The sequence below is a fragment of the Mycobacterium paraseoulense genome, assembly GCF_010731655.1.
Lineage (GTDB): Bacteria > Actinomycetota > Actinomycetes > Mycobacteriales > Mycobacteriaceae > Mycobacterium > Mycobacterium paraseoulense.
Genome location: NZ_AP022619.1, coordinates 3786316 through 3805693, shown reverse-complemented (window position 1 = coordinate 3805693; position 19378 = coordinate 3786316). Strand labels below are relative to the sequence as shown.

The following is a 19378-nucleotide window of genomic DNA, read 5'->3' as shown; positions in this document are numbered from 1 at the left end:
TGCCAAATATGTTCGGGGGAGCAGACATACGTACTTTTGGTTTGGAAAATGACGGCTAGCGGTATCTCAGGGTATGTGCCACGCCCAGGCGCTCCTGCCGGTGAACCTGCATTCGGCCGTGCCATTGTGCGCTCGTCTTCCCGGTTTTTTCAACTGCTTGAATGCATTTCATGGTATCGCCACGCCGGCGACGATCTGGAGTTAGATTCCAAATCAGGTCAACCCGACCGAGAAAAGTAAGCTTTGTCGCTATGCCGGTGGCGATTCGTGCGTGGTGCGTGATCGCGGCCTTCGCGCTGTCGGCGGCGGCCGGCGTGATCACGGCGGCGCAAGCGCCGGCTGGGTCGAGCGGCGACGGCGGAAGGTTGATCGGCTGGGACACGTATCGCCGACTGGACCTGCTGCCGTATCTGCGGTCCGACACCGAAGCCTTGCAGTTTTCCAGCTTCGATCGCAGCGGCGGTGATTTCGACCTCTCCACCGGAAATCGCAACGGCACCGGTGGGTGTTTGGCGGACGGCGGTGCCGGCTGCGTCATCGCGGAGGATCGCGGTGCCGGCGAGGTGGATTCGATCTGGTTCACCCGCGACGGCGGCAAAGTGACCCGGATCGGGAACGTCCGCGTCGAACTGGATGGCCAGGCCGTGCTGGATGCTCCCCTGCAGTCGGTGGTCGACGGTGCGCTGGGTGCGCCGTTCGCATGGCCGTTGGTGGCCAACGCGGCACAGTCGCCGGGTGGGGTGTACATCAAGGTGCCAATGCCCTACCGGCGGTCGATGCGCATCAGTGTGACGTCGAATCTCGAGTACTACCACGTCGATTACCGTCGATTCTCGACGGCCGAGGGCGTGACGACCTTCTCGCCCGCTGACCCCGCCCTCGACGTCGTCGCCACCCTGCGCGACGCGGGCACCGCCGATCCCAAACCGCCGGCATCCTCTGCGGCTCACGACAAGCGGATCGTCGAACTCCCCGCCGGTGCCGGGGTGACGATCGCAGAATCGACTGGCTCGGGCAGCATCTCGGCGCTGCACCTCCGACTACGCGAACCGGCGGACCAACTCCTCAGCGGCTTGCGGCTGCAGATGGAGTTCGACGGCCAGACCACGGTCGACTCCCCACTAGGGGAGTTTTTCGGCGCCGGCCTGGGTGTCGACACGGTGCGTTCGTTGATGTTCGCTGCGATTCCGCAGCCCGACGGCTCGTTGTCGTTGTCCGGTTGGTGGCCCATGCCGTTCGCCCACGAAGTTCGCCTCACGCTGGTGAACACCACCGATGACGCCGTGGCAGGAATCGACAGCGACGTGACGATCGCCCCAGATGCCCGGTGGGCGCCTGCACTGGCCGGCGGCCGCGCCGGCTATTTCACCGCCCGGTCCCACGCGGCGCCGACGACCCTGGGCCAGGACTGGCTGTTCGCCGACGAACACGGCCACGGGAAATTCGTCGGCGTCAGCCACACCATTCGCGGCTCGCGCATCAGGACCGCCTTCAGCGACGCGGCTCCTTACTTCCTGGAGGGAGCCGAGCGCGTGTACACCGACGGTTCCGCGTCGCCCCAGTGGTATGGCACCGGCACCGAGGACCTCTACGAGGGTGGTTGGTATTTCAAGGACGGCACCCGCTTCAGCGACCCGCTCACCGGGCAGCCCGATCGGCGCACGGCGACCGGCGGCTGCGCGGACTACTGCGTCGCGGTCTATCGGCTCATGCTGGCCGACGCCATCGACTACCACTCCGCGATCCTCTTCGGTATCGAGCACGGGAAGCGGAACATGGTCCAACCCGATTACAGCTCAACCGCTTTCCTCTACACACAGCCGGATGAAACGCTCACGCCCGGTGACGAAGTCCGCCCCGGCGATCCCGTCAGCCGACTCCTGCACGGCTACGGCGACACCGACGCCGCGGACCAGCTGCTGGTCAGCGAATACGAGGGCGCCGACGATCTTCATCCGGTCATCGGTTCGGTCCGCGCCACCAACGCCGCCGTAACGTTTCACGTCGAAACAGACCCGGCCAACCGCGGCATCCTGTTGCGCCGCACGTCGGATCAAGCGGACGGTTTCCAATCGGCGGACGTCGCCATCGACGGCGTCCCGGTCGGCAACTGGCTACAACCGCGCGCCAACAATTTTCACCGCTGGCTCGACGACACCTACCCCCTGCCGCCCTCGGCAACCGCTGGCAAAGCGCAGCTCACGGTCACCCTCACCCCCGCGCCGGACTCCCCGCCCTGGACGGCGAGTCGCTACCAGGTCCAAACACTTTCCGGGCCAACCGATTAGACGGCGGCCGACCGCACCACCCGGCCGGCGAACTGGGCCACCACCACGCCCGTCAGTCCGCCGATCGGCGCCACCAACGACGACCATCCCGAGATCACGAAGTAGCCGAAGGCAGCTCCGACGGCGAGCAAGGCGGTGTGCACGGGCGTCCAGCGCGCGATCGAAGGCAACCGGAAGGACAGGCACATGCCCAGGAGTAGCGCAAGCACGTGACCGAACGCGGTGAAGTCCGCGTCAAGAGTCGCCGTCAACGCGATACCAAGCCACCAGCCGATCCACGCCGGGCGCCAGGCCAACGGTATCGATGCGGTCAGGGCGCCGAGTACGCACGCGGCGCCGTAGCTGATACCCACGTCGGTGGCGCGCGCAACCGAGAACGGCAACCATCCCGTCTCGACCGCGGCGACCAGCCCGACCGCGAGGATCAAGGTGGCGCCGATATGGCCGACCGCGAAGGTGATGAGCAACCCCCTGCCGTGCCAGATGAGTTCGCCCAGCGCCAACAGGCACACCAGCCCCGGCAACCAGAGATAGACGTCGCCGCCGTCGCTGACGAACGCGCTGCCGACCAGGGTGCCCAGGTGGCCGTGCGCCAGGTTGTGCAGATTGGTGCTCATCTCGCTGACGACCGCGGCGCGGGTGCGCGCACCCAGCGCCGTCAGGGTGACCGAGACCGCGAGCAACAGGACCGCGTATGCCGCCGTGACCCGCAACCGGTCGGCACGGACCCGATCGTCGCTAGGGGACACCATCATTGGTCGGTCCAGCCGCGATCGCGGGCCAACAGGTCGGCCACGGTTTCCCGGCGCACAAGCTCGCGCGACCGTCCCCCGGAGACCGCGATCAGGGGCGGACGGCCCACCAGGCTGCGGCTCGACTCCGTCGAGTGCTGATAGGCGCCGGTACAGGCCACCGCCAGCAGGTCTCCGGGCCGAACGTCCGCGGGCAGCTCGACGTCACGGGCGATCACGTCGCCGTCGCCATGCCGGCCCACGACGGTGACCGGCGCGGTCGCGGTTGGGCGGTGCCGATTGGCTAGTGCCACCGTGTATCTCACGCCCGGCCGCTCGGTGCTGTGGAGATCGCCCGTGCCGCCGTCCACCGCGACGAAGGTGCGCCCGCCCGGCTGCCGCTTGACGGCGATCACCCGGCACAGCATCACCCCGGCGCGCGCGGCGATCGCCCGGCCCGGCTCGATCACGATCGTCGGGCGCGGGAATTCGTGCTCAGCACAGGCGGATTCCAGTGCGCCGGCGATGGTGGCGCCAAGCGAGCGCAAGTTCAGTTCCGGGTCGCCGGACAGGTACGGGACCGCGTGTCCGCCGCCAAGGTTGAGCTCGGTGAGCACCACCCGATGGCGGTCGCGGACCTCGGCCATCACGCCGATCATCTGGCGGATCGCCTCGCCGTAGTGCGAGGCGTCGGTGAGCTGCGACCCGAGCCGGCAGTGCAGCCCCACCAGATTCAGCCACGGCTGGTCCAGGACCCGCCTGAGGGCGCCCGCCGCCTGGCCGCCTGAGAGCGCGAAGCCGAATTTCTGGTCGACGGCCCCGACATCGGTTATGACGCCGACCAGGACGCGCTGAGGGTGCCGCACCCGGCAGGCGAGCAGCGAGACCTCGCTCGGGGTGTCGATGACGATCCGCCCGACGCCGGCGGCGACCGCGTCGTACAGCTCTGCGGCGGTGATCACGCCGTCCAGGATGATTCGTGACGGCGGGACGTCGGCGGCCAGGGCGGTGGCCAGCTCGCCGGCCGAGCAGACATTCACGCCGGCCCCTTCGTCCGCGGCCCAGCGGGCGACGTCGACGCTCAACAGCGCCCTGCCCGCGTAGATCAGCTCGGCATCGGGGAGCGTCGCGCGATAGCAGCGGATGCGGGCCCGAAAGTCCTCCTCGTCCACCACGTAGGTGGGGGTGCCGAACTCGGCGGCGATGTCGTCGGCGGGCACGTCGCCGACGCACAGCCGGCCCAGGTCGTCGACGTAGGCGCTCAGCGGCCAGACCGCGCGATCGAGGTGCGGGTTCAGCCCGTGCCTCAGCGACGGAAGCAGCTCGAAGAGCGTCATGCCTCCACGGTGCCGGTCGCGGGGCGTGCGTGCCGCGCGCTTAACGAAGCTTTCACACCTGGGCGGTGAATCTTCACAGTTTCGGAACACAGGGCGCGATCGAGGCGATCACCGTGCCTACCTTCTGGCGGCAAGTCCACGTCTTGACTACGCCGTCTCCCCGCTGCTAGACATGGGTGCGCCCCTAATTTGGGCGATCGCCCAAATAGCTTCGGCGTGGAGGTGGAGCATCGATGACCGTCACCAACGACACGGCCGTCTACTACGACCCCTATGACCCCGGCATCATCGCCGACCCCTACCCGACCTACGCCCGGCTGCGTGAAGAGGCGCCGATCTACTACAACGAGCGCTACGACTTCTGGGCGCTGTCAAGGCATTCCGACGTCGAACGGGCGCTGGCCAGTTGGGAGACGTTCTCCAACAAACGCAGCGACATCCTCGAACTCATCCAGTCGAAATTCGACATGCCCGGCGGGGTGATGATGTTCCAGGATCCGCCCGAGCACACCAGGCTGCGCGGGCTGATGTCGCGCGTGTTCACCCCACGCCGGATGGCGGAGCTCGAGGACCAGATTCGCCGATACTGCGTGCGGTGTCTGGACCCGCTCGTCGGCGCGCAAGGTTTCGACATCATCGCGGAGCTGGCCTCGATGATGCCGATGCGGGTGATCGGGATGCTGTTGGGAATCCCGGAGTCCGAGCAGGTCTCGGTCCGCGACGCCAACGACGCCAACCTGCGCACCAAACCGGGCGCACCGCTGAAGGTCGCCGATGCCGACTCCATCGCCGACGGCCGGATCTACGCCGACTACGTGGAATGGCGGTCGAAGAATCCGTCCGACGATCTGATGACAACGCTGCTCAACGTCGAATTCGACGACGAGGACGGTGTGCACCGCAAGCTGACCCGCAAGGAGGTGCTGCACTACACCCAGGTGGTCGCCGGGGCGGGCAACGAGACGACCGGCCGCCTGATCGGCTGGCTGGCCAAGGTGCTCGCCGAGCACCCCGACCAGCGGCGCGCGGTCTACGAGGATCGGTCGCTGCTCACCCGCACCGTCGACGAGACACTGCGCTTCGAACCCACCGGCCCGCACGTCGCCCGCTGGATGGCACGGGATTTCGAGTGTTACGGCACGACGGTTCCGGCCGGCAGCGCCATGCTGCTCCTGTTCGGCGCGGCAAACCGCGACCACCGCCGCTACACCCATCCCGACACCTACAACATCCGACGCGACAACATCTCGCACATCACGTTCGGCAAGGGTGTGCACTACTGCCTCGGCGCCAACCTGGCCCGCCTCGAGGGCCGCGTCGCGCTGGACGAGATTCTCAACCGTTGGCCCGAATGGGGTATCGACTACGACACGGCGCGACTGGCCTCGACGTCGACCGTGCGCGGCTGGGAGCGGTTGCGGATCGTGTTGCCCTGACTCGGGTTAACTCGGCATCTCGAATCGGTCGACGAAACGGTTCACCAGCGCGACGGCCTCGGAGTGGCCGGTCGTGGCGCCGAGTGCCTGCTCCAGGATCAGCATGCGGCCGACCGCGGCGATGATGACCGCGATGCCGGCCGGCGGAAAGTCGAAGGTGTCCAGGCCGTGTTCGCAGGCGATGGAATTCAGTGCGGTGATCTGCATTTCGCGCCACCGCTGGAACCAGGCCGCGATCTCGGCCCTGATCTCCTTGCGATGGTTGGCCAGCCCCATGAACTCCAGCAGCAGGCGGGTGTCCTTCGGCTCGATGAGCGTGTCCCAGAACGCGTGCAGGGGGCGGTCGGAGGCCAGCGCCTGCTGTTGGCGCTCCAGGTATGCCTCCGCTCCGCGCCGGAAGACGTTCAGGAAGAGCTCGTCCATGGTGGGGAAGTAGTAGTGCACCAAAGCCGGTTTGACGCCGGCTTGCGCCGCCACCCGGCGAGACGTCGCCGCGGCGTAGCCCTCGTCGACCATGACCTGGATCGTCGCGCCGATCAGCATGTCGCGGGTCGTGGAATCCCGCGCCCTCGGTCGTTGGGAGGCGGTCATGGTGTTGGCTTCCTGTCGTTGGACCGGGGTGTGCGGGCGGTTGGGCGATCGCCCAAGAGTCTAGCGTGGCGGGGTCGCAGGATTAGGAAGTGGCGTGATCGGGGAATTGGGTTACCAACAGTCACGTAACGGAAGGAAGCCCGTGCCTCCGACTTTCGCCGACGTCATCCAATCGAAGTACCTGCTGCTGACGACGTTCACCAAGGACGGCCGCCGCAAGCCGACACCGATCTGGGGTGTGCCCGACGGCGACACGCTGCTGGTGATCACCGACGACGGGTCGTGGAAGACCAAGCGGATCAACAACACGCCCCGGGTTACCCTCGCGAAGAGCGCCGCGTTGGGCAAACCGAAGAGCGAAGAGGTCGAGGGCGTCGCCCGGGTCCTGCCGAAGTCCGAGACGCGCCGCGTCTACAACGCCGTGCTCAGGCGGTACTGGTACCACGCGTGGTGGTTCTACGCGCACTCGATCGTGCGCGGCGGCATCGACAAGGTGCACGTCGGCCTGGAGATCAAACCGGCCGGATAGCGTCGCTCTTGGGGTCGATCAGGATCTTCGCGTGCGTCTCGGGGTCAGCGAGCGCATCGAACGCGGCTTCGACGCCGGACAACCCGACCGTCCCCGTGATCAGCGGCGTCACGTTGACCTTGCCGTCGGCGAGCATATTCAGGGTGTCGCGGAACTCCAGCGGCGTGTAGCCGAGCACGAACCTCAGGTCGATTTCTTTGTTGATCGCCATGGCCGGTCGAATGCGGTCGGCGCCCATGCAGACGCCGACGACAACGACGCGCGAGAACAGCGGCGCATGGGCAATGATGTCGTCGATGATGCCCGGGACGCCGACGCATTCGAAGACGACGGGATGCTTGGGCGTCGCCGCGCCGGCGGCTTCGGCGGCGCGCCACACGTGCCACCACGGCAGCCGTAGCCGCTGCAGCTTCTCGATCGTCCCGACGGCCAGGTCGAACGCCTCGAGGATGCCTCGCAGATGCTTGCGCCCCGCCTCGGTTGCGTACGGCGAGTCCCGCGCGGGGTCGACGACGATATCGGCCCCGCACGCCGTCGCCAGCGCGCGCCGCCCCGGCGAGAAGTCGCTGGCGATCACCGCGCGCACTCCGTGTGCCTTGAGCATGCAGATCACCGCGAGACCGATTGGCCCGCAACCGATGACGATCGCGACGTCGCCCTTCTTCACCTCGCCGCGCCGGACGGCGTGCCACCCGACGGCCATCGGCTCGGTCAGCGCCGCCGTCTCGGGGGGCAACCCGTTGGGGACGGCGATCGTCAGGGACTGCTCGACCAGAAGCTGCTCGGCGTAGGCGCCCGGCGCCATGGTGGACAGCCCGATCCCGTGCACCTCTTTGCCGCGCCGCAGCAGCGGCAGGGCCACGACGCGTGTGCCGGGCCGCGGGGCCTTGCGAGTGCCGGGACCGTAATCGAGCACCTCGCCGCAGAATTCGTGACCGAACACCACCTGCTGATCCGATCGCATGAACGCGTCATATCCCGACTCGGCCATCACGTCGGCGAGTTCGTCGCAGTGCCGGCGTGCGTGCAGATCCGACCCGCAGATGCCGCACCGCAGGACGTCGATCAGTAACTGCCCCTTGGCGGGGGTCGGCGTCGGGGCGTCGATAACTTCGAGCTTCGCATTCGTGCACGTCACGCTCTTCATCCGTCGATCCTCCCGCTTCGTTGCTCGACAAAGGATCGTGCCTGGTCGATTTCGTCGTAGGCAAAGGCCGCGATGGCGGCGGTCTTCATCGACTCGCCCATGCCGGCCAACTCCTCGTAGCGTTGTCCGCCCAGGGCATCCCGGAGCTCGGCGATGGTGGTCCCCAACTGGGGAAACACCGCACCGGTCATCGGGCTCAACGCATAGCCGACGATGGTGGCCGCCGCCTCCCGGAGCCCGAGGCGGTTGAGCAGCACCGCCAGAATCGCCAGCGGCGACTGCATGGAGACGGGGTTGCCGGAATGGTGGTTGTTACGGATCGACAGCATGAGGAAGTCGAGCGCGGCCACCGGGTCACCGTGCTCGAACTCGAGGCGGGCGAGGTTCAAGGCGAGATACGACTCGTTCCACCAGATGCCGGTGTCTTGGGCGATCGCCAGGCCGCGGCGAAGTGCCTGCAGTGCGGCGTCCGGCTCGGCATCCCAGAAGGCGAAGCCGTAGGCCAGCAGGGCGTACGAGATGGCCCAGGGGTTGTCGGTGGCCTCCGCGGCCTCGATCAGACCGTCTGCGGTGGCCCTCGCCTCGTCAGCGGAACCCGCGATCACGAGCGCCATGACCAGCAGCGTCCACGACATGGTGAGGGTGTCGCGGCCGGAGGCGCGGTGCGCGCGGCACAACTCGACGCACCGTTGCGGCTGGCCGATCACGAGGTAGACGCCGTAGTAGAGACTGTCGATTCCGAACGGGGCATTCTGGCGCCCACCGATCTCCGTCGCCTCGCCCGTCATGACGTAGCCGAATGAGTCTTCGATTCGCCCTTGGGTCCAGCACAGCGCCGCCAGCACCAACAGGACGGCGAGCCGCGGATGATCCACGGCGCGCGCCGGTTCGACGAGTTCCTCGGCCCACGCGACCGCCTCGCCGTTCTCGACGAGAAATCCGAGGAGCGCCGCGGTGAAGACGATCGCTGCGGCGGCATCGAGATCCTTCTGATCGGCAGCCCAACGAAACCCGACACGCAGGTTCGCAATTTCGGTGTTGAACCATTCATAGGCCTCGCGCTGCCGAGGGCTGTTCCACAGCGAGATGATGTCGGGTTCGCGCCCGGCGAAGTACCGGGCGTGCGCGTTCCGCGCGTCCGCGGCCTCCCCGCGTGCCACGAGTTGTTCCTCGGCGAACTGGCGGACCGTCTCCAGCATCGAGAACCTGGTGCGCCCGGCCGATCGATCGGCGACGAGCAGCGACTTGCGGACCAGGGCATCGAGCAGATCGAGCGCGGCGAACTCGTCGTCGAATCCGCCTACGACACAGGCGCTTTCGAGATCGAACCCGCCGGCGAACACGGAGCATCTGTCCAGAAGGACCTTCTCATCGCCGCTCAGCAGGTCATAGGACCACGCGACGGCATGCCGCAGGGTCTGGTGCCGTTCTAGACCGCGGCGCGCGCCGACCAGCAGCCGGAAGCGTTGGTCCAGCCGGTCGCGGACCTCGTCCGGGGTCATCGACGCCATGCGCGAGGCGGCCAGCTCTATCGCTAAGGGAATCCCATCGAGCCGACGACAGATCTCTACAGCCGCTGCTCCCGCGTCGGTCAGCGAGAAGCGCGGCGACACGCTGCGGGCGCGTTCGGCAAACAGCTTCACCGCCGGTGAGTCAGATCCGGCCGCAACGTCCAGCGAGGGCACCGGCCAGAGCTGCTCGTCGGCGAGCCCCAACCCTTCGCGACTGGTGGCAAGCATTTTCACGGTTGCCGAGCGCGCGAGGATGGCCTCCATGATGTCGGCGGTGGCCTCTCGCAGGTGCTCGCAGTTGTCGAACACCAACAGCCGCACTTTGTCCTCCAGCGCGGCGGTCACGCTATCGACGATCGTCTTGTCGGGTTGCCGCGTGACGCCGAGCACCGCCGCGACGGCGTCGCGAACAGCCGCCGGGTCGGTGACCGCCGCCAGCTCGAAAATCCAGACGCCGTCAGGGAACTCGTCGGTCAAGCGCGTCGCGACCTCCAAAGCCAGCCGCGTCTTGCCGACCCCGCCCACCCCGGTCAGCGTCACCAGTCGATGCGTACGCACTATGTCCTGCAACTCGCCGACCTCGCCCTCGCGCCCGACGAAACTCGTCGTCGCAGGCCGCAGGTTGCCCAGGCTCGTGTCCAGCGCCCGCAACGGCGGGAAGTCCATCGGCAGTCCGGGTGCGCTCACCTGGAACACCCGAACGGGGTTGGGCAGGTCGCGCAACCGCCGCAGTCCGAGATCCAGCAGGTCCACGCCGGCAAGCAACGCGGCAGTCGACTCGGCCAGCAGGATCTGGCCGCCGTGCCCGGCGGCCATCACCCGTGCGGCGCGGTTGAGCACGGCACCGAAGTAGTCCGCGCCTCGCAGCTCCGCCTCGCCGGTGGCCAGCCCCATGCGCACCGGCAGCTCCAGCGCAAGCTGTGCTGCGGTGGCGGCATCGACGGCGGATCGGGCGGAGGCGAATGCGGCACAGACGCCGTCGCCGGTGTGCTTGAACAACCAGCCACCGTGCGCCTCAATCGCACCCCGTAATGCGCTGTCATGTGCGGCCAGGGCCAACCGCATCGCATCCGGGTCCTCCTCCCACCGCCGGGTCGAGCCCTCGACGTCGGTGAACAAGAAGGTCACCACCCCCGCAGGGGCGGCCGCCGGGGAAGCGGACACCAACGCAGGATGACACAACTGACGCTGGTTAACGTGGCGTTCGATGCGTTTCGGTGGCCCGCCAATACACGGCGCGATCAGCCGCTGCGACGCTAAGACGCCGTAACTCTGGGCGGTGTCGGCTTGGCGCGCGCAGGGGTCCGCACTCCCGCCGCCCCTTTCAGCTCTGCGTAGGCCCGCCGCGTGCACCGCGCGAGGAGCGGTAGGTCACCGAGTGCCGCGGCGTTGGCGACGAAGCCGAAGTCCATGCTGTCGTGGTAGGACGCGAAGGTGGCGTTGAGTCCGATCGAGGCCGCGAGGGCGGAAACCGGGTAGATGCCCAGCAGGCGTGCGCCGTTGAGGTATCGGATCTCCTTGGCGCCCGCCACATTGGAGATGACGAGGTTGCACGCCGGGTTGGCCACGCGGTCCAGGTGCGTGGAAGAACCCAGGCCGGCGAGCGCGACGAGCCCGGCCGCATAGGTCAGCGCCGCCTCGCTGGACATGCGGCCGAGTTCTTTCTTGCACGCCGCGACCGAGTCGACCACCTGGTGGATCCGTTCCGACATGCTCGCTTGGGGCTCTCCGAGTCGCGGGAACACCGCCGACACTCGCGTGCCGATCGCCGTGTCCCCGCCGGCGCGCAGCGACACCGGACACATCGCGATGAAGCGGTGCGCAAAGGCCCGGTCCGTCTCGCGTAGGTAGGCGTGCAGCCCGGCGTCGACGACGGTGACCGCCACGTCGTTCAGGGTCGCCCCGAGGCGACGGCCGACCTCATGCATCTCTTCGAGCGGCAGGGAAAGCGTCGCGAAGCTTCGCCCGATCTGCAGCGGAGCGTTGGTCGGGGCGTGCTGCGCCCCAAACGGCAGACTGCCCTCCAGATGCGATCGGAAGAGACCCGCGAGCACTTTGCGCAGCGCGCCGACCGAAATCTGGTTGAGCGCCTCGACCTGCGTGACGGTCCCGCGAATCGAGTCGGCGATCCGCGCCGTGAGGGGCGTCGGCGGGTGCGGCGTGGGTTCCGGTGCGCCCAGCGCGAAGGCGGGTGTCGGGACCGTGCGCTCCGCGGTCGTGCTCAGCCCGGCGTAGAGAAGCTTGAGACCGGATTCGCCGTCGATGATCGAGTGATGGGTCTTGGTGTAGATCGCGAACATGCCGTCCGGTACCCCATCGATCACCCAACACCGAAAAAGCGGCCGGTCACGGTCGAGTTGTGGCTCGTGCAGGTCGGCGACGAGCCGCAGCAGGTCCTCGTAAGAGGAGCGAGCGGGGAGGGCCAGGTGTCCGATGTGGTAGTGGGGGTCCCAGTGCGTCACCTCCCGGAAATGGGGCGCGCCCAGACCGAGTAGCTCCGGGACGTAGTTGAAGGGCGGCGCCGGCGTGCATACCCGGTAGGCCTCCACGATCTCGCGCACTATGGGCGCGCGGCCGGCCGGCTTCTTGAACAGCAGCATGGCGCCGACATGCGTGGTGCCGGCCGGCGACTCGATCAACAGCCATGAAAGATCCAGGGGCGGAATGAGTTTGGTCACCAAGCACCTCCAATCCGAGGCTCTGTCACCCGGCCTGGGCGCGCGTGACCCGAATCGATATGGCGATGTTCTCTCCGTGCACCAGGGCTCACGAGGGCATTAGGGCCCGGTTACGGCAGTCGTAAGTCCCTCAGGACGAGGTTTGGCCGCTTGCCGCGCGGTACGCCGCCAGCGTGTCCGCCACGGTCTCCTGCGGATCCCGGTACTTGATGCCGAGCTCGCGCTCGCTGGGTGAATCGTCGGATGCCGGCATCTGCGTGTAGTACTGCATCCCGGCCCAGGTGAAGGGCGTCTCGAACGGCAGGAAGCGGCCGGCCTTGTCCAGCACCGCTCCCGCCACGCGCAGCGCGGTGTCGGGAATCGGGACGGACACCATGGGCGTCCCGGCAACCTCGCCGAGCATGGCCGCGAGTTCGGCCGCCGGCACCCGGTGGCCACCCGCGGTGTAGCGGCGCGGGCCGCGCCCCGGTTCCAGCAGCGCCGCGTGCAAGGCGGCCAGATCGCGGACGTCGACGATCAACCAGGCCGCGCTGCGGCCCGGGATCGCGTGCATCTGCACGGCCGCCCTGACGCCCTCGCCGGCCTCGCCGAACTGGTCGCCGACCGGCGGGCCGAGCACCATGCCGGGATAGGTGATGTTCACCGGCGCGCCGGCGTCCTGCAGACCCCGGGCATAGATGTCGACCTGCGCCTTGGACGTGCCGTACCCGTCGGCCCCGCCGACCACCGGCAGGTCCGCGGTCAAGGTCTCCAGGCCCGGATGGAAGAGCGCGGTGAAGCTGGACACGTGAACGATGGGGTCCAGGCCCAACTCGACCGACTGACCGAGGACATTCTGGGCGCCCTGCATGTTGGTGGTCAGCATCTGCATCGTCTGGCGCGGGTCGGTGGCGACCAGGGCGGCGCCGTGCACGACCGCATCGCATCCGTCCAGCGCCTTGCGCACGGCAACCCGGTCGGTGATGTCGGCGACGGCGAAGTCGGACACGTCGACGCCCAGCTTGGCCACCGAGGTCTCCAGCTTGCCGGGGTTGCGCACCAGAAACCGGATGGAGTGCCCCGCGTCGGCGATGGCCTTGGCCGTCCATCCGCCGACGAATCCCGTACCGCCTGTGATCACAACGCGCATGGTGCGATCTTTGCAGGACCGTCCGGCCTACAGGTGACTGGAGGCGAAGTTGGCGGCCTGGGTTGTCATGCCGTTCACCCCGTAGGAGACGTGCGCGGCAAAGTCGCCGGTGCCGCTGCCGCACACGGGATCGCCCTGGGCGCACAGCTCCAAGGTCTTGGGCTGATACAGCGGACCGATCGTGAGCGGCGGGGCGTGATACTTCTGCAGGAAGTCGCCCGACGGCGTTCCGAACAGGGTGACGGCGGCGACGTGGTTCGCCACGTCCGGCGGCATGGGCGCCGGCACGGCGGACGCGGGCACACCCGCCGGGACGGCCGCCGAGGTGACATACCCGGCCAGCGCCGCGCCCTGGGAGTACCCGCCGAGCACCTCCCGGGTGTTGGGGCAGTTCTTGGCGGTGGCTTCGACGTGCGCGCTGGCGTCACGGATGCCGTCGATGACCGTCAGTGGAAAGTTGGGACTCGAAAAGTCCGTGCTGGCAGGGTAATTCACCGCATACACCCCGAGCGACCGCGAGCCGAGCTCCGAGCGCAGCGCGTCCACGAACGACCCCCCGATGCCCCCGATGCCAGGCGGCTCGCCCGACCCGCGCGCGAACACCACCTCGACGTCGGGACACGGGTCGGCGGACGCCGAGGGGCTGGGCGCGCTGGACACCAGCGCGCCGGCCACCAGCGCCGCCAGTCCGACGAGCGCCGACAGCCGGCGCAGCTCGGCGAGCGTGCTCACTTCTTGAAGGCGTCTTTCACCTTTTCCCCGGCGTCCTTCAGGCTGGACTTAGCCTGGTCCGCCCGGCCCTCGTCCCTGGTGTCGTGGTCGCCGGTCGCCTTGCCGATGGCCTCTTTGGCCCGGCCGCCCAGGTCCTCGATCTTGTTCTTCAGCTTGCCTTCGTTGCTCATGCCGCTGTGGCTACCCAGCAAAGGGAGATGTTGAAACCCCCACCCTGCCATCATGGAGGTTGTGAGCGCCGCAATCGTGGTCGCAATAGTGGTGGGGCTGATGCTGCTCGGCATCGGCATGGTGGTAAACCAACTGCTTCGGCTCCGCAAATATCTCGGGGACGCGCCGCCTGCTCCGCCGGCCGCCCCGGATCCCCCCGGCCCACCCGACTAGCTCGTAGGATCAGCCCGCGATCGCCGCGATCGCCGCCGCGCTCTCCAAGTCGCCGAAGGCGATCGCGTACCGCTGCGCCAGGGCGACGGCGATCTCGACGCGTTGCCACAGCCCGCCGCCGGCGCTGGCCGTGCACAGCCACAGCGTCAGCCCGTGGGCGACCGACGCCCGGTAGCGCAGCCACAGCTCGTCGCGGGACGGCAGCTCAGCGTCCGGCAGCCCCAGCGCGTTGCGGTATTCCTCGAGGAGGGTGCGCTCGTGTTTCCGGCGTTCGTCGACCGTCAGGGCGCCCTGCAGGAAGTAGCCGAGGTCGAGCGACCAGTTTCCGCGGCGTGTCATCTGCCAGTCGAGAAACCCGACGTCGCAGTCGGGCGTGACGTACGTGTTGCCGATGTGCGGATCGCCGTGCAGCAAGGTCTGCGGCGATGTGGTGAGCGTCCGGATGTAGGGCTTCCACACCGAGTCGACGAGGTGGTCGATGGTCAGCGCCAGCACCTCGGGGGGAGTGTCGGCGTCGAGGCGTTCCAGAGCGGAGGGCAGCGGCGCGTACTGCAGCCCTTCGAAGGGCAGGATCGGTTCCAGCCAGGCGAGGCCGGGATGCCGCAGGACGCGCTCGCCCCAGTAACGGCCGTGCATTCGGCCCAGGGCTCGCGCCCCGGCGGCGGCCTGCTCCGGGTTCAGCGGCCGGAGGGAATCGCGCGGGTCCGCGGCGCGCGCGTTCAGGTCCTCCATGACCATGATGAAGTCGTAGGCGTCCTCGTCGATCAGAGCGGTGTAAACGGCCGGGTGTTCGAGCGGCAGTTCGACACCGGAGGAGAACAGGCGCGGCTCGTGAAACATCCCGCTGGTCATCCGGATCAACTCTTTGTGCGCCGGGTCTGCGGCCTTGACGAACACAGTGGCCGGGCCGGAGCCGGCCGAATATCTCAGAGCCAGCCGGGCGCGCCGATTGGTGCCGTCGTCGCGGAGGTCGACGGTCACGTCGTCGATGACGACGCCCGGATGGTGTCCGGCCAGGGCCGCCGACATCCAGGCCGGTGTGATCTCGTCCCAGCTCCGAGGCACGGCTAGAGGCAGTGTGCTCACTCAGGATCCCGTCGTCGACCTGGTATGCCAGTAACGACACGGATCGTGTCGTTACTGGCTGAAGCGCAAGTTACCGCATCCGACGCACCCTTCGGAAGTGCGGGGCTGATCTAAGCTCGCCCCATGCCTGAGGCGAGGGGCGGCAGGCCACGCGACGTGCAGCTGGACGACGTGATCCTCGCGGCGACCCGCGAGCTCCTGGCGGCCGGCAGCTACGCCGAGTTGTCGATGGAAGGGGTAGCCACCCGCGCCAAGGTGGGCAAGAAGACCGTGTACCGGCGCTGGTCGTCGAAGGCGCCGTTGGTGGCGGATGCCGTCCTCGACGCCTACGGCAGGGGCGGCTCGTTCGAGGTTCCCAACACCGGGGACCTGCGGGCCGACCTGCGGTGCTGGCTGGTCGAGCACGCCGAGTTCATCGCCGACCCCGCGAGCGCGGCGCTTATTCGCGCGCTCATCGCCGCCGCCGCGGCCAGCACGTTGGACAACCAGGCGCTCGACCAGCAGCTCAGCGTTCCCCAGCACGCCGGCCTGCTGGCCCGCCTGCGCCTAGCCGCCGACGCCGCCCAATTGCATGCAGATGCCGACATCGACGCCGTCGCGAACGCGCTGATCGGAACTCTGCTGCTGCGGCTGTTGAGCCGCACGCCGGCGAACCGACCGCGGGCCACCGAATTCGACGGGCTCCTCGACGCGATCCTCGGCGGAATCCTGCGCTGATCGGTGCGGGAGAATCCGAACCGTTGCGCGGGGGCGACTGATAGCTTCGTGCTCGTGGCAACGGCGCGGCGCGGCACCGGGACACCGGCGGGTCTTCTGGTCACCGACGACGGTCTGCCGCGCGGCGTCTCCGGGGCGGCCGACCCGCATTTCGGCAACGTCGTCAAGCTGTTCGCGCAGCTGTTCCCCGGGCGCAGGTTCGGTGGCGGAGCGCTGAGCGTCTACATCGACGGCGTGCCGGTCGTCGACGTCTGGACGGGATGGTCGGACCGGGCCGGCGGCCGGCGCTGGAGCGCCGACACCGGCGCGATGGTGTTCTCGGCGACCAAGGGTGTCGCCTCGACGGTCATCCATCGGCTGGCCGACCGCGGCCTGCTCTCCTACGACGAGCCCGTGGCCGAATACTGGCCCGAGTTCGCGGCCAACGGCAAGGCCGAGATCACCGTTCGCGACGTCCTGCGGCACCGCTCCGGGCTGTCGCACCTGCGCGGGGTCACCAAGGCGCAGTTGATGGACCACTTCCTGATGGAGGAGCGCCTCGCCGCCGCGCCGGTCGACCATCTGCGAGGGGTGCAGGCGTATCACGCATTGACCTACGGCTGGCTGCTGTCCGGTCTGGCCAGGGCGGTGACGGGCAAGGGCATGCGGGAACTGATCCGCCAGGAGGTCGCGCGCCCGCTCGACACCGACGGCCTGCACCTCGGCCGCCCCCCGGAAGGCTCGCCGACCACACCCGCGGAGGTCCTGCTGCCGCAGGGCAGGTTACGCGCGCCGGTGTTCAACTTCATCGCCCCGAAGGTGGCGGGCCTGCCTTTCTCCGGCGCGCTGGGTGCGATGTACTTCCCCGGCGTCGTCTCGCTGATCAAGGGCGACACCCCCTTCCTCGACGGGGAGGTCCCCGCCGCCAACGGCGTGGTCACCGGCCGCGGGCTGGCGAAGATGTACGCCGCGCTGGCCAACTACGGTCGCATCGACGGCAAGAAATATCTGTCCGAGGAGCTGGCGCGCGGCCTGGCGGGACGGGCGCGGCGCAAGTGGCCGGACGCGAACATGGTGGTGCCCATGCCGTTTCACCTCGGTTACCACGAATCGCCGGTGCCCGGCCTGCTGCGCGGTTTCGGCCACGTCGGTCTCGGTGGGACGCTCGGCTGGGCCGACCCCGAAGCGGGCAGCTCCTTCGGCTTCGTCCACAACCGGTTGCTGACGCCGCTGCTGTTCGACATGGGATCCTTTGCGGGACTGGCGCGTCCGCTGCGCAACGCCATCCTGGCCGCCCGTGATCAGGGTCCGCTGCCGGTGCCGCAGCTCGGCGCCGGCTACGCCAAGCCCACCCGCCGCAAGGCGGCCCTATAACCGGGCGGCGACGAAGTTCGCCGCCTGAGCCGTCATCCCCGACTGCACATACGAGCCGTGCGCGAAGACGTTGATGTGGGAGCCATCGGAGCACGCCGGGTCGCCGGCGGCGCACTCGTCGATGGTCTTCGCGGCGTAGGGCGGGCCGATCGGCGGGAACACCGTGCCGGCGAGGCTGCCCGCGAGCGGGCTGGTCGGATTGCCGAAGACGGCGATCGCCGCGACGTGGTCGTCCGCCTGCTGCGGCAGGGCCTTGGTGGCCAGATCCATCACGCCGGCGCCCTGGGAGAACCCGCCCAGCACCAACCGGGTGCGGGGGCACCGGGCGATCATGTCCTGCACGTGGGCGACGGTGTCTTCGGAGCCGGCCTGGGCGCTCGTCGCGAAAGCCGTTGTCGCCGGGTAATTCACCGCGTAGACGTCCATCGACCGGCCGCCGAGCTGCGGCCCGAGCGAGTCGATGAACGCCTGACCCACCGGGCCGACGCCGGCCGCCTGCCCGGTGCCGCGGGCGAACACCACCTCGACGTCCGGGCACGGATCGGCATCAGCGGGGGGGACGTCGACGGGGCCGCCTACCGCCGCCGCACTCACCGCGGCCGCAACGCCGGCGGCGCGAAAGAGGTTGCGAAAGAAGGGCGGCGCGATCACCGCTTCATGCTGACACAGGCGTTCCCGCGCGGCAGTGTCAGCGGGAGGTCGGCGTAGGTGACGATGCCGGGCGCCGCGGCGACGACGGCCGGGATGGCGTTGATCGCGGGCATCGCGGTCATGATGTGACCGAGGTCCATGAACTCCTCGATCGTGGTGGCCTCGAAGTAGGGCGGAGGCAGGAAGCCGACCTTGGTGGTCACCGTCGGCTGCCCGTCGATCTGGATGACCCAGCCGTCCTGCTCGATCTTCCAGTCGGGTTCCAGCGTCTGCCCCTTGCGCCACCGGACGTTCAGGTCGATCAGGGTGGTGTCGCCGACGACGCCCTGCCAGCTGATGTACACCCCCGCCACGCATCCCGCGGGAATCGTCCAGGACGCCATCTCGAGATCCGCCGTGGTCTGGGCGAACTCGGCCACGCAGCGCACCTCGTCGAGCTCGACGCCCAGCGCGTCGCCCACCAGGCGGACGGCCTCGCCGAAGATCGCGGTCCCCTGGGCCGCCATCGCCTGCAGCTCGGGGTGATCGATCGGCTGACCGAAGCCCACCGGCTTCTCGGTCTCCGGGGAGTCGTAGAACGTGGTGTCGGCGGCCTCGTTGACCGTGACCTTGTCGATCCGGTTGCACACCATCGCCGACACGATGGCGAGCAGCTCGGCGAAGCCGGGGCTGACCCCGGAGCCGAACATGGTGGCGCCGCCCTTCTCGCAGGCGTCCGCGATCCTGGCGCGCCCGCGGCCGAGGTTTCCGCCGGTGATGAAGGACGCCGTGGTCACCACGTTGACGCCCGCGGACAGGATGCGGACCAGCTCGTCGACGTCGATCCACATCGGGTTGTAGACCACGCAGTCCGGTTTCAGCGCCAGCAGCGCGTCGACGTCATTGGTGGCCGCCACGCCCAGCGGCGGGATGCCGACGAGTTCGCCGGCGTCGCGGCCCACCTTCTCCGCCGACCAGGCATAGCAGCCCACCAGTTCCAGCGTTGGGTTGGTGACGATGGACTTCAGTGAGCTCTTGCCGACATTGCCGGTGTTCCACTGGACCACTCGATAGTTGTTTGGCACTCGCTCAGCATAGG

At 68.5% G+C, this 19378-nt stretch carries 18 protein-coding genes; 6 read left to right on the top strand and 12 right to left on the bottom strand.

Annotation, left to right across the window (positions count from 1 at the left end; translation table 11 throughout):
- The first annotated feature begins 251 nt into the window (after positions 1-251).
- Positions 252-2288: a glycoside hydrolase family 172 protein gene (locus G6N51_RS17640; RefSeq protein WP_083171737.1), complete on the top strand. Its 2037-nt coding sequence runs from the start codon at positions 252-254 to the stop codon at positions 2286-2288.
- Here the strand turns inward: G6N51_RS17640 and G6N51_RS17635 are convergent.
- Together G6N51_RS17635 and G6N51_RS17630 are read right to left on the bottom strand one after the other, a co-directional pair.
- The gene (locus G6N51_RS17635) at positions 2285-3040 is read right to left on the bottom strand and encodes a rhomboid-like protein (protein WP_083171843.1); all 756 of its coding nucleotides are present in this window, start codon (positions 3038-3040) and stop codon (positions 2285-2287) included. The two genes, G6N51_RS17640 and G6N51_RS17635, sit on opposite strands and share 4 nt — an antisense overlap.
- A complete protein-coding gene (locus G6N51_RS17630) occupies positions 3040-4356 on the bottom strand; it encodes a diaminopimelate decarboxylase family protein (protein ID WP_083171736.1) in 1317 nt (438 codons plus the stop codon). The genes G6N51_RS17635 and G6N51_RS17630 overlap by 1 nt, the downstream gene beginning before the upstream one ends.
- Positions 4357-4589: 233 nt before the next feature.
- Here G6N51_RS17630 and G6N51_RS17625 point away from each other — a divergent pair, with 233 nt between their 5' ends.
- Positions 4590-5792, top strand: a complete 1203-nt coding sequence (locus tag G6N51_RS17625) for a cytochrome P450 (protein WP_083171735.1) — start codon at positions 4590-4592, stop codon at positions 5790-5792.
- 6 nt (positions 5793-5798) lie between these two features.
- Here G6N51_RS17625 and G6N51_RS17620 read toward each other — a convergent pair whose 3' ends face one another.
- Positions 5799-6383, bottom strand: a complete 585-nt coding sequence (locus G6N51_RS17620) for a TetR/AcrR family transcriptional regulator (RefSeq protein ID WP_083171734.1) — start codon at positions 6381-6383, stop codon at positions 5799-5801.
- A gap of 142 nt (positions 6384-6525) precedes the next feature.
- On the opposite strand from G6N51_RS17620, the gene G6N51_RS17615 reads away from it, so the two are divergent.
- Positions 6526-6912: a PPOX class F420-dependent oxidoreductase gene (locus G6N51_RS17615; protein WP_083171733.1), complete on the top strand. Its 387-nt coding sequence runs from the start codon at positions 6526-6528 to the stop codon at positions 6910-6912.
- Here the strand turns inward: G6N51_RS17615 and G6N51_RS17610 are convergent.
- The 6 genes from G6N51_RS17610 to G6N51_RS17585 all read right to left on the bottom strand — a co-directional run bounded on the left by G6N51_RS17610 (position 6896) and on the right by G6N51_RS17585 (position 14279).
- A complete protein-coding gene (locus tag G6N51_RS17610) occupies positions 6896-8059 on the bottom strand; it encodes a zinc-binding dehydrogenase (RefSeq protein ID WP_083171732.1) in 1164 nt (387 codons plus the stop codon). The genes G6N51_RS17615 and G6N51_RS17610 overlap by 17 nt on opposite strands.
- Positions 8056-10734 (bottom strand): ATP-binding protein, encoded by a 2679-nt coding sequence (locus tag G6N51_RS17605; protein ID WP_232078422.1) that lies wholly within the window; start codon positions 10732-10734, stop codon positions 8056-8058. The genes G6N51_RS17610 and G6N51_RS17605 overlap by 4 nt, the downstream gene beginning before the upstream one ends.
- Before the next feature lie 92 nt (positions 10735-10826).
- The gene (locus G6N51_RS17600; protein WP_083171731.1) at positions 10827-12248 is read right to left on the bottom strand and encodes a wax ester/triacylglycerol synthase family O-acyltransferase; all 1422 of its coding nucleotides are present in this window, start codon (positions 12246-12248) and stop codon (positions 10827-10829) included.
- Positions 12249-12378: 130 nt separating this feature from the next.
- Complete coding sequence (locus G6N51_RS17595) at positions 12379-13377, bottom strand: SDR family NAD(P)-dependent oxidoreductase (RefSeq protein ID WP_083171730.1); 999 nt, start codon at positions 13375-13377, stop codon at positions 12379-12381.
- 27 nt (positions 13378-13404) lie between these two features.
- On the bottom strand, positions 13405-14082 hold the full coding sequence (locus G6N51_RS17590) for a cutinase family protein (protein ID WP_083171841.1): 678 nt from the start codon (positions 14080-14082) through the stop codon (positions 13405-13407).
- Between the two features lie 23 nt (positions 14083-14105).
- The gene (locus tag G6N51_RS17585; protein ID WP_083171729.1) at positions 14106-14279 is read right to left on the bottom strand and encodes a CsbD family protein; all 174 of its coding nucleotides are present in this window, start codon (positions 14277-14279) and stop codon (positions 14106-14108) included.
- A 61-nt stretch (positions 14280-14340) separates the two neighbouring features.
- Between G6N51_RS17585 and G6N51_RS17580 the strand changes: the two genes are divergently transcribed.
- Positions 14341-14493 (top strand): hypothetical protein, encoded by a 153-nt coding sequence (locus G6N51_RS17580; RefSeq protein ID WP_163750574.1) that lies wholly within the window; start codon positions 14341-14343, stop codon positions 14491-14493.
- Between the two features lie 9 nt (positions 14494-14502).
- Here the strand turns inward: G6N51_RS17580 and G6N51_RS17575 are convergent, their stop codons facing one another.
- Positions 14503-15522 carry a phosphotransferase gene (locus G6N51_RS17575; protein ID WP_276055765.1) on the bottom strand — a complete coding sequence of 340 codons (1020 nt, stop codon included), beginning with the start codon at positions 15520-15522 and terminating at the stop codon, positions 14503-14505.
- A 180-nt stretch (positions 15523-15702) separates the two neighbouring features.
- Here G6N51_RS17575 and G6N51_RS17570 point away from each other — a divergent pair, with 180 nt between their 5' ends.
- Together G6N51_RS17570 and lipL are read left to right on the top strand one after the other, a co-directional pair.
- Positions 15703-16296, top strand: a complete 594-nt coding sequence (locus G6N51_RS17570) for a TetR/AcrR family transcriptional regulator (protein WP_083171727.1) — start codon at positions 15703-15705, stop codon at positions 16294-16296.
- 54 nt (positions 16297-16350) lie between these two features.
- Entirely contained in the window at positions 16351-17649 is a 1299-nt protein-coding gene (gene lipL, locus G6N51_RS17565) for an esterase/beta-lactamase LipL (RefSeq protein ID WP_083171840.1), read from the top strand.
- Here the strand turns inward: lipL and G6N51_RS17560 are convergent.
- Positions 17644-18300: a cutinase family protein gene (locus G6N51_RS17560; RefSeq protein WP_232078420.1), complete on the bottom strand. Its 657-nt coding sequence runs from the start codon at positions 18298-18300 to the stop codon at positions 17644-17646. The two genes, lipL and G6N51_RS17560, sit on opposite strands and share 6 nt — an antisense overlap.
- Complete coding sequence (locus G6N51_RS17555) at positions 18297-19364, bottom strand: NAD(P)H-dependent amine dehydrogenase family protein (RefSeq protein WP_083171726.1); 1068 nt, start codon at positions 19362-19364, stop codon at positions 18297-18299. Before G6N51_RS17555 ends, G6N51_RS17560 begins: the two co-directional genes overlap by 4 nt.
- Positions 19365-19378 lie beyond the last annotated feature (14 nt).

What these genes read in the sequence shown, in the direction of transcription:
- G6N51_RS17610 (WP_083171732.1), bottom strand. Translation starts at nt 8,059, where the DNA reads ATGAAGAGCGTGACGTGCACGAATGCGAAGCTCGAAGTTATCGACGCC.
- G6N51_RS17640 (WP_083171737.1), top strand. Translation starts at nt 252, where the DNA reads ATGCCGGTGGCGATTCGTGCGTGGTGCGTGATCGCGGCCTTCGCGCTG.
- G6N51_RS17570 (WP_083171727.1), top strand. Translation starts at nt 15,703, where the DNA reads ATGCCTGAGGCGAGGGGCGGCAGGCCACGCGACGTGCAGCTGGACGAC.
- G6N51_RS17575 (WP_276055765.1), bottom strand. Translation starts at nt 15,522, where the DNA reads ATGTCGGCGGCCCTGGCCGGACACCATCCGGGCGTCGTCATCGACGAC.
- G6N51_RS17625 (WP_083171735.1), top strand. Translation starts at nt 4,590, where the DNA reads ATGACCGTCACCAACGACACGGCCGTCTACTACGACCCCTATGACCCC.
- G6N51_RS17620 (WP_083171734.1), bottom strand. Translation starts at nt 6,383, where the DNA reads ATGACCGCCTCCCAACGACCGAGGGCGCGGGATTCCACGACCCGCGAC.
- G6N51_RS17630 (WP_083171736.1), bottom strand. Translation starts at nt 4,356, where the DNA reads ATGACGCTCTTCGAGCTGCTTCCGTCGCTGAGGCACGGGCTGAACCCG.
- G6N51_RS17595 (WP_083171730.1), bottom strand. Translation starts at nt 13,377, where the DNA reads ATGCGCGTTGTGATCACAGGCGGTACGGGATTCGTCGGCGGATGGACG.
- G6N51_RS17585 (WP_083171729.1), bottom strand. Translation starts at nt 14,279, where the DNA reads ATGAGCAACGAAGGCAAGCTGAAGAACAAGATCGAGGACCTGGGCGGC.
- G6N51_RS17635 (WP_083171843.1), bottom strand. Translation starts at nt 3,040, where the DNA reads ATGGTGTCCCCTAGCGACGATCGGGTCCGTGCCGACCGGTTGCGGGTC.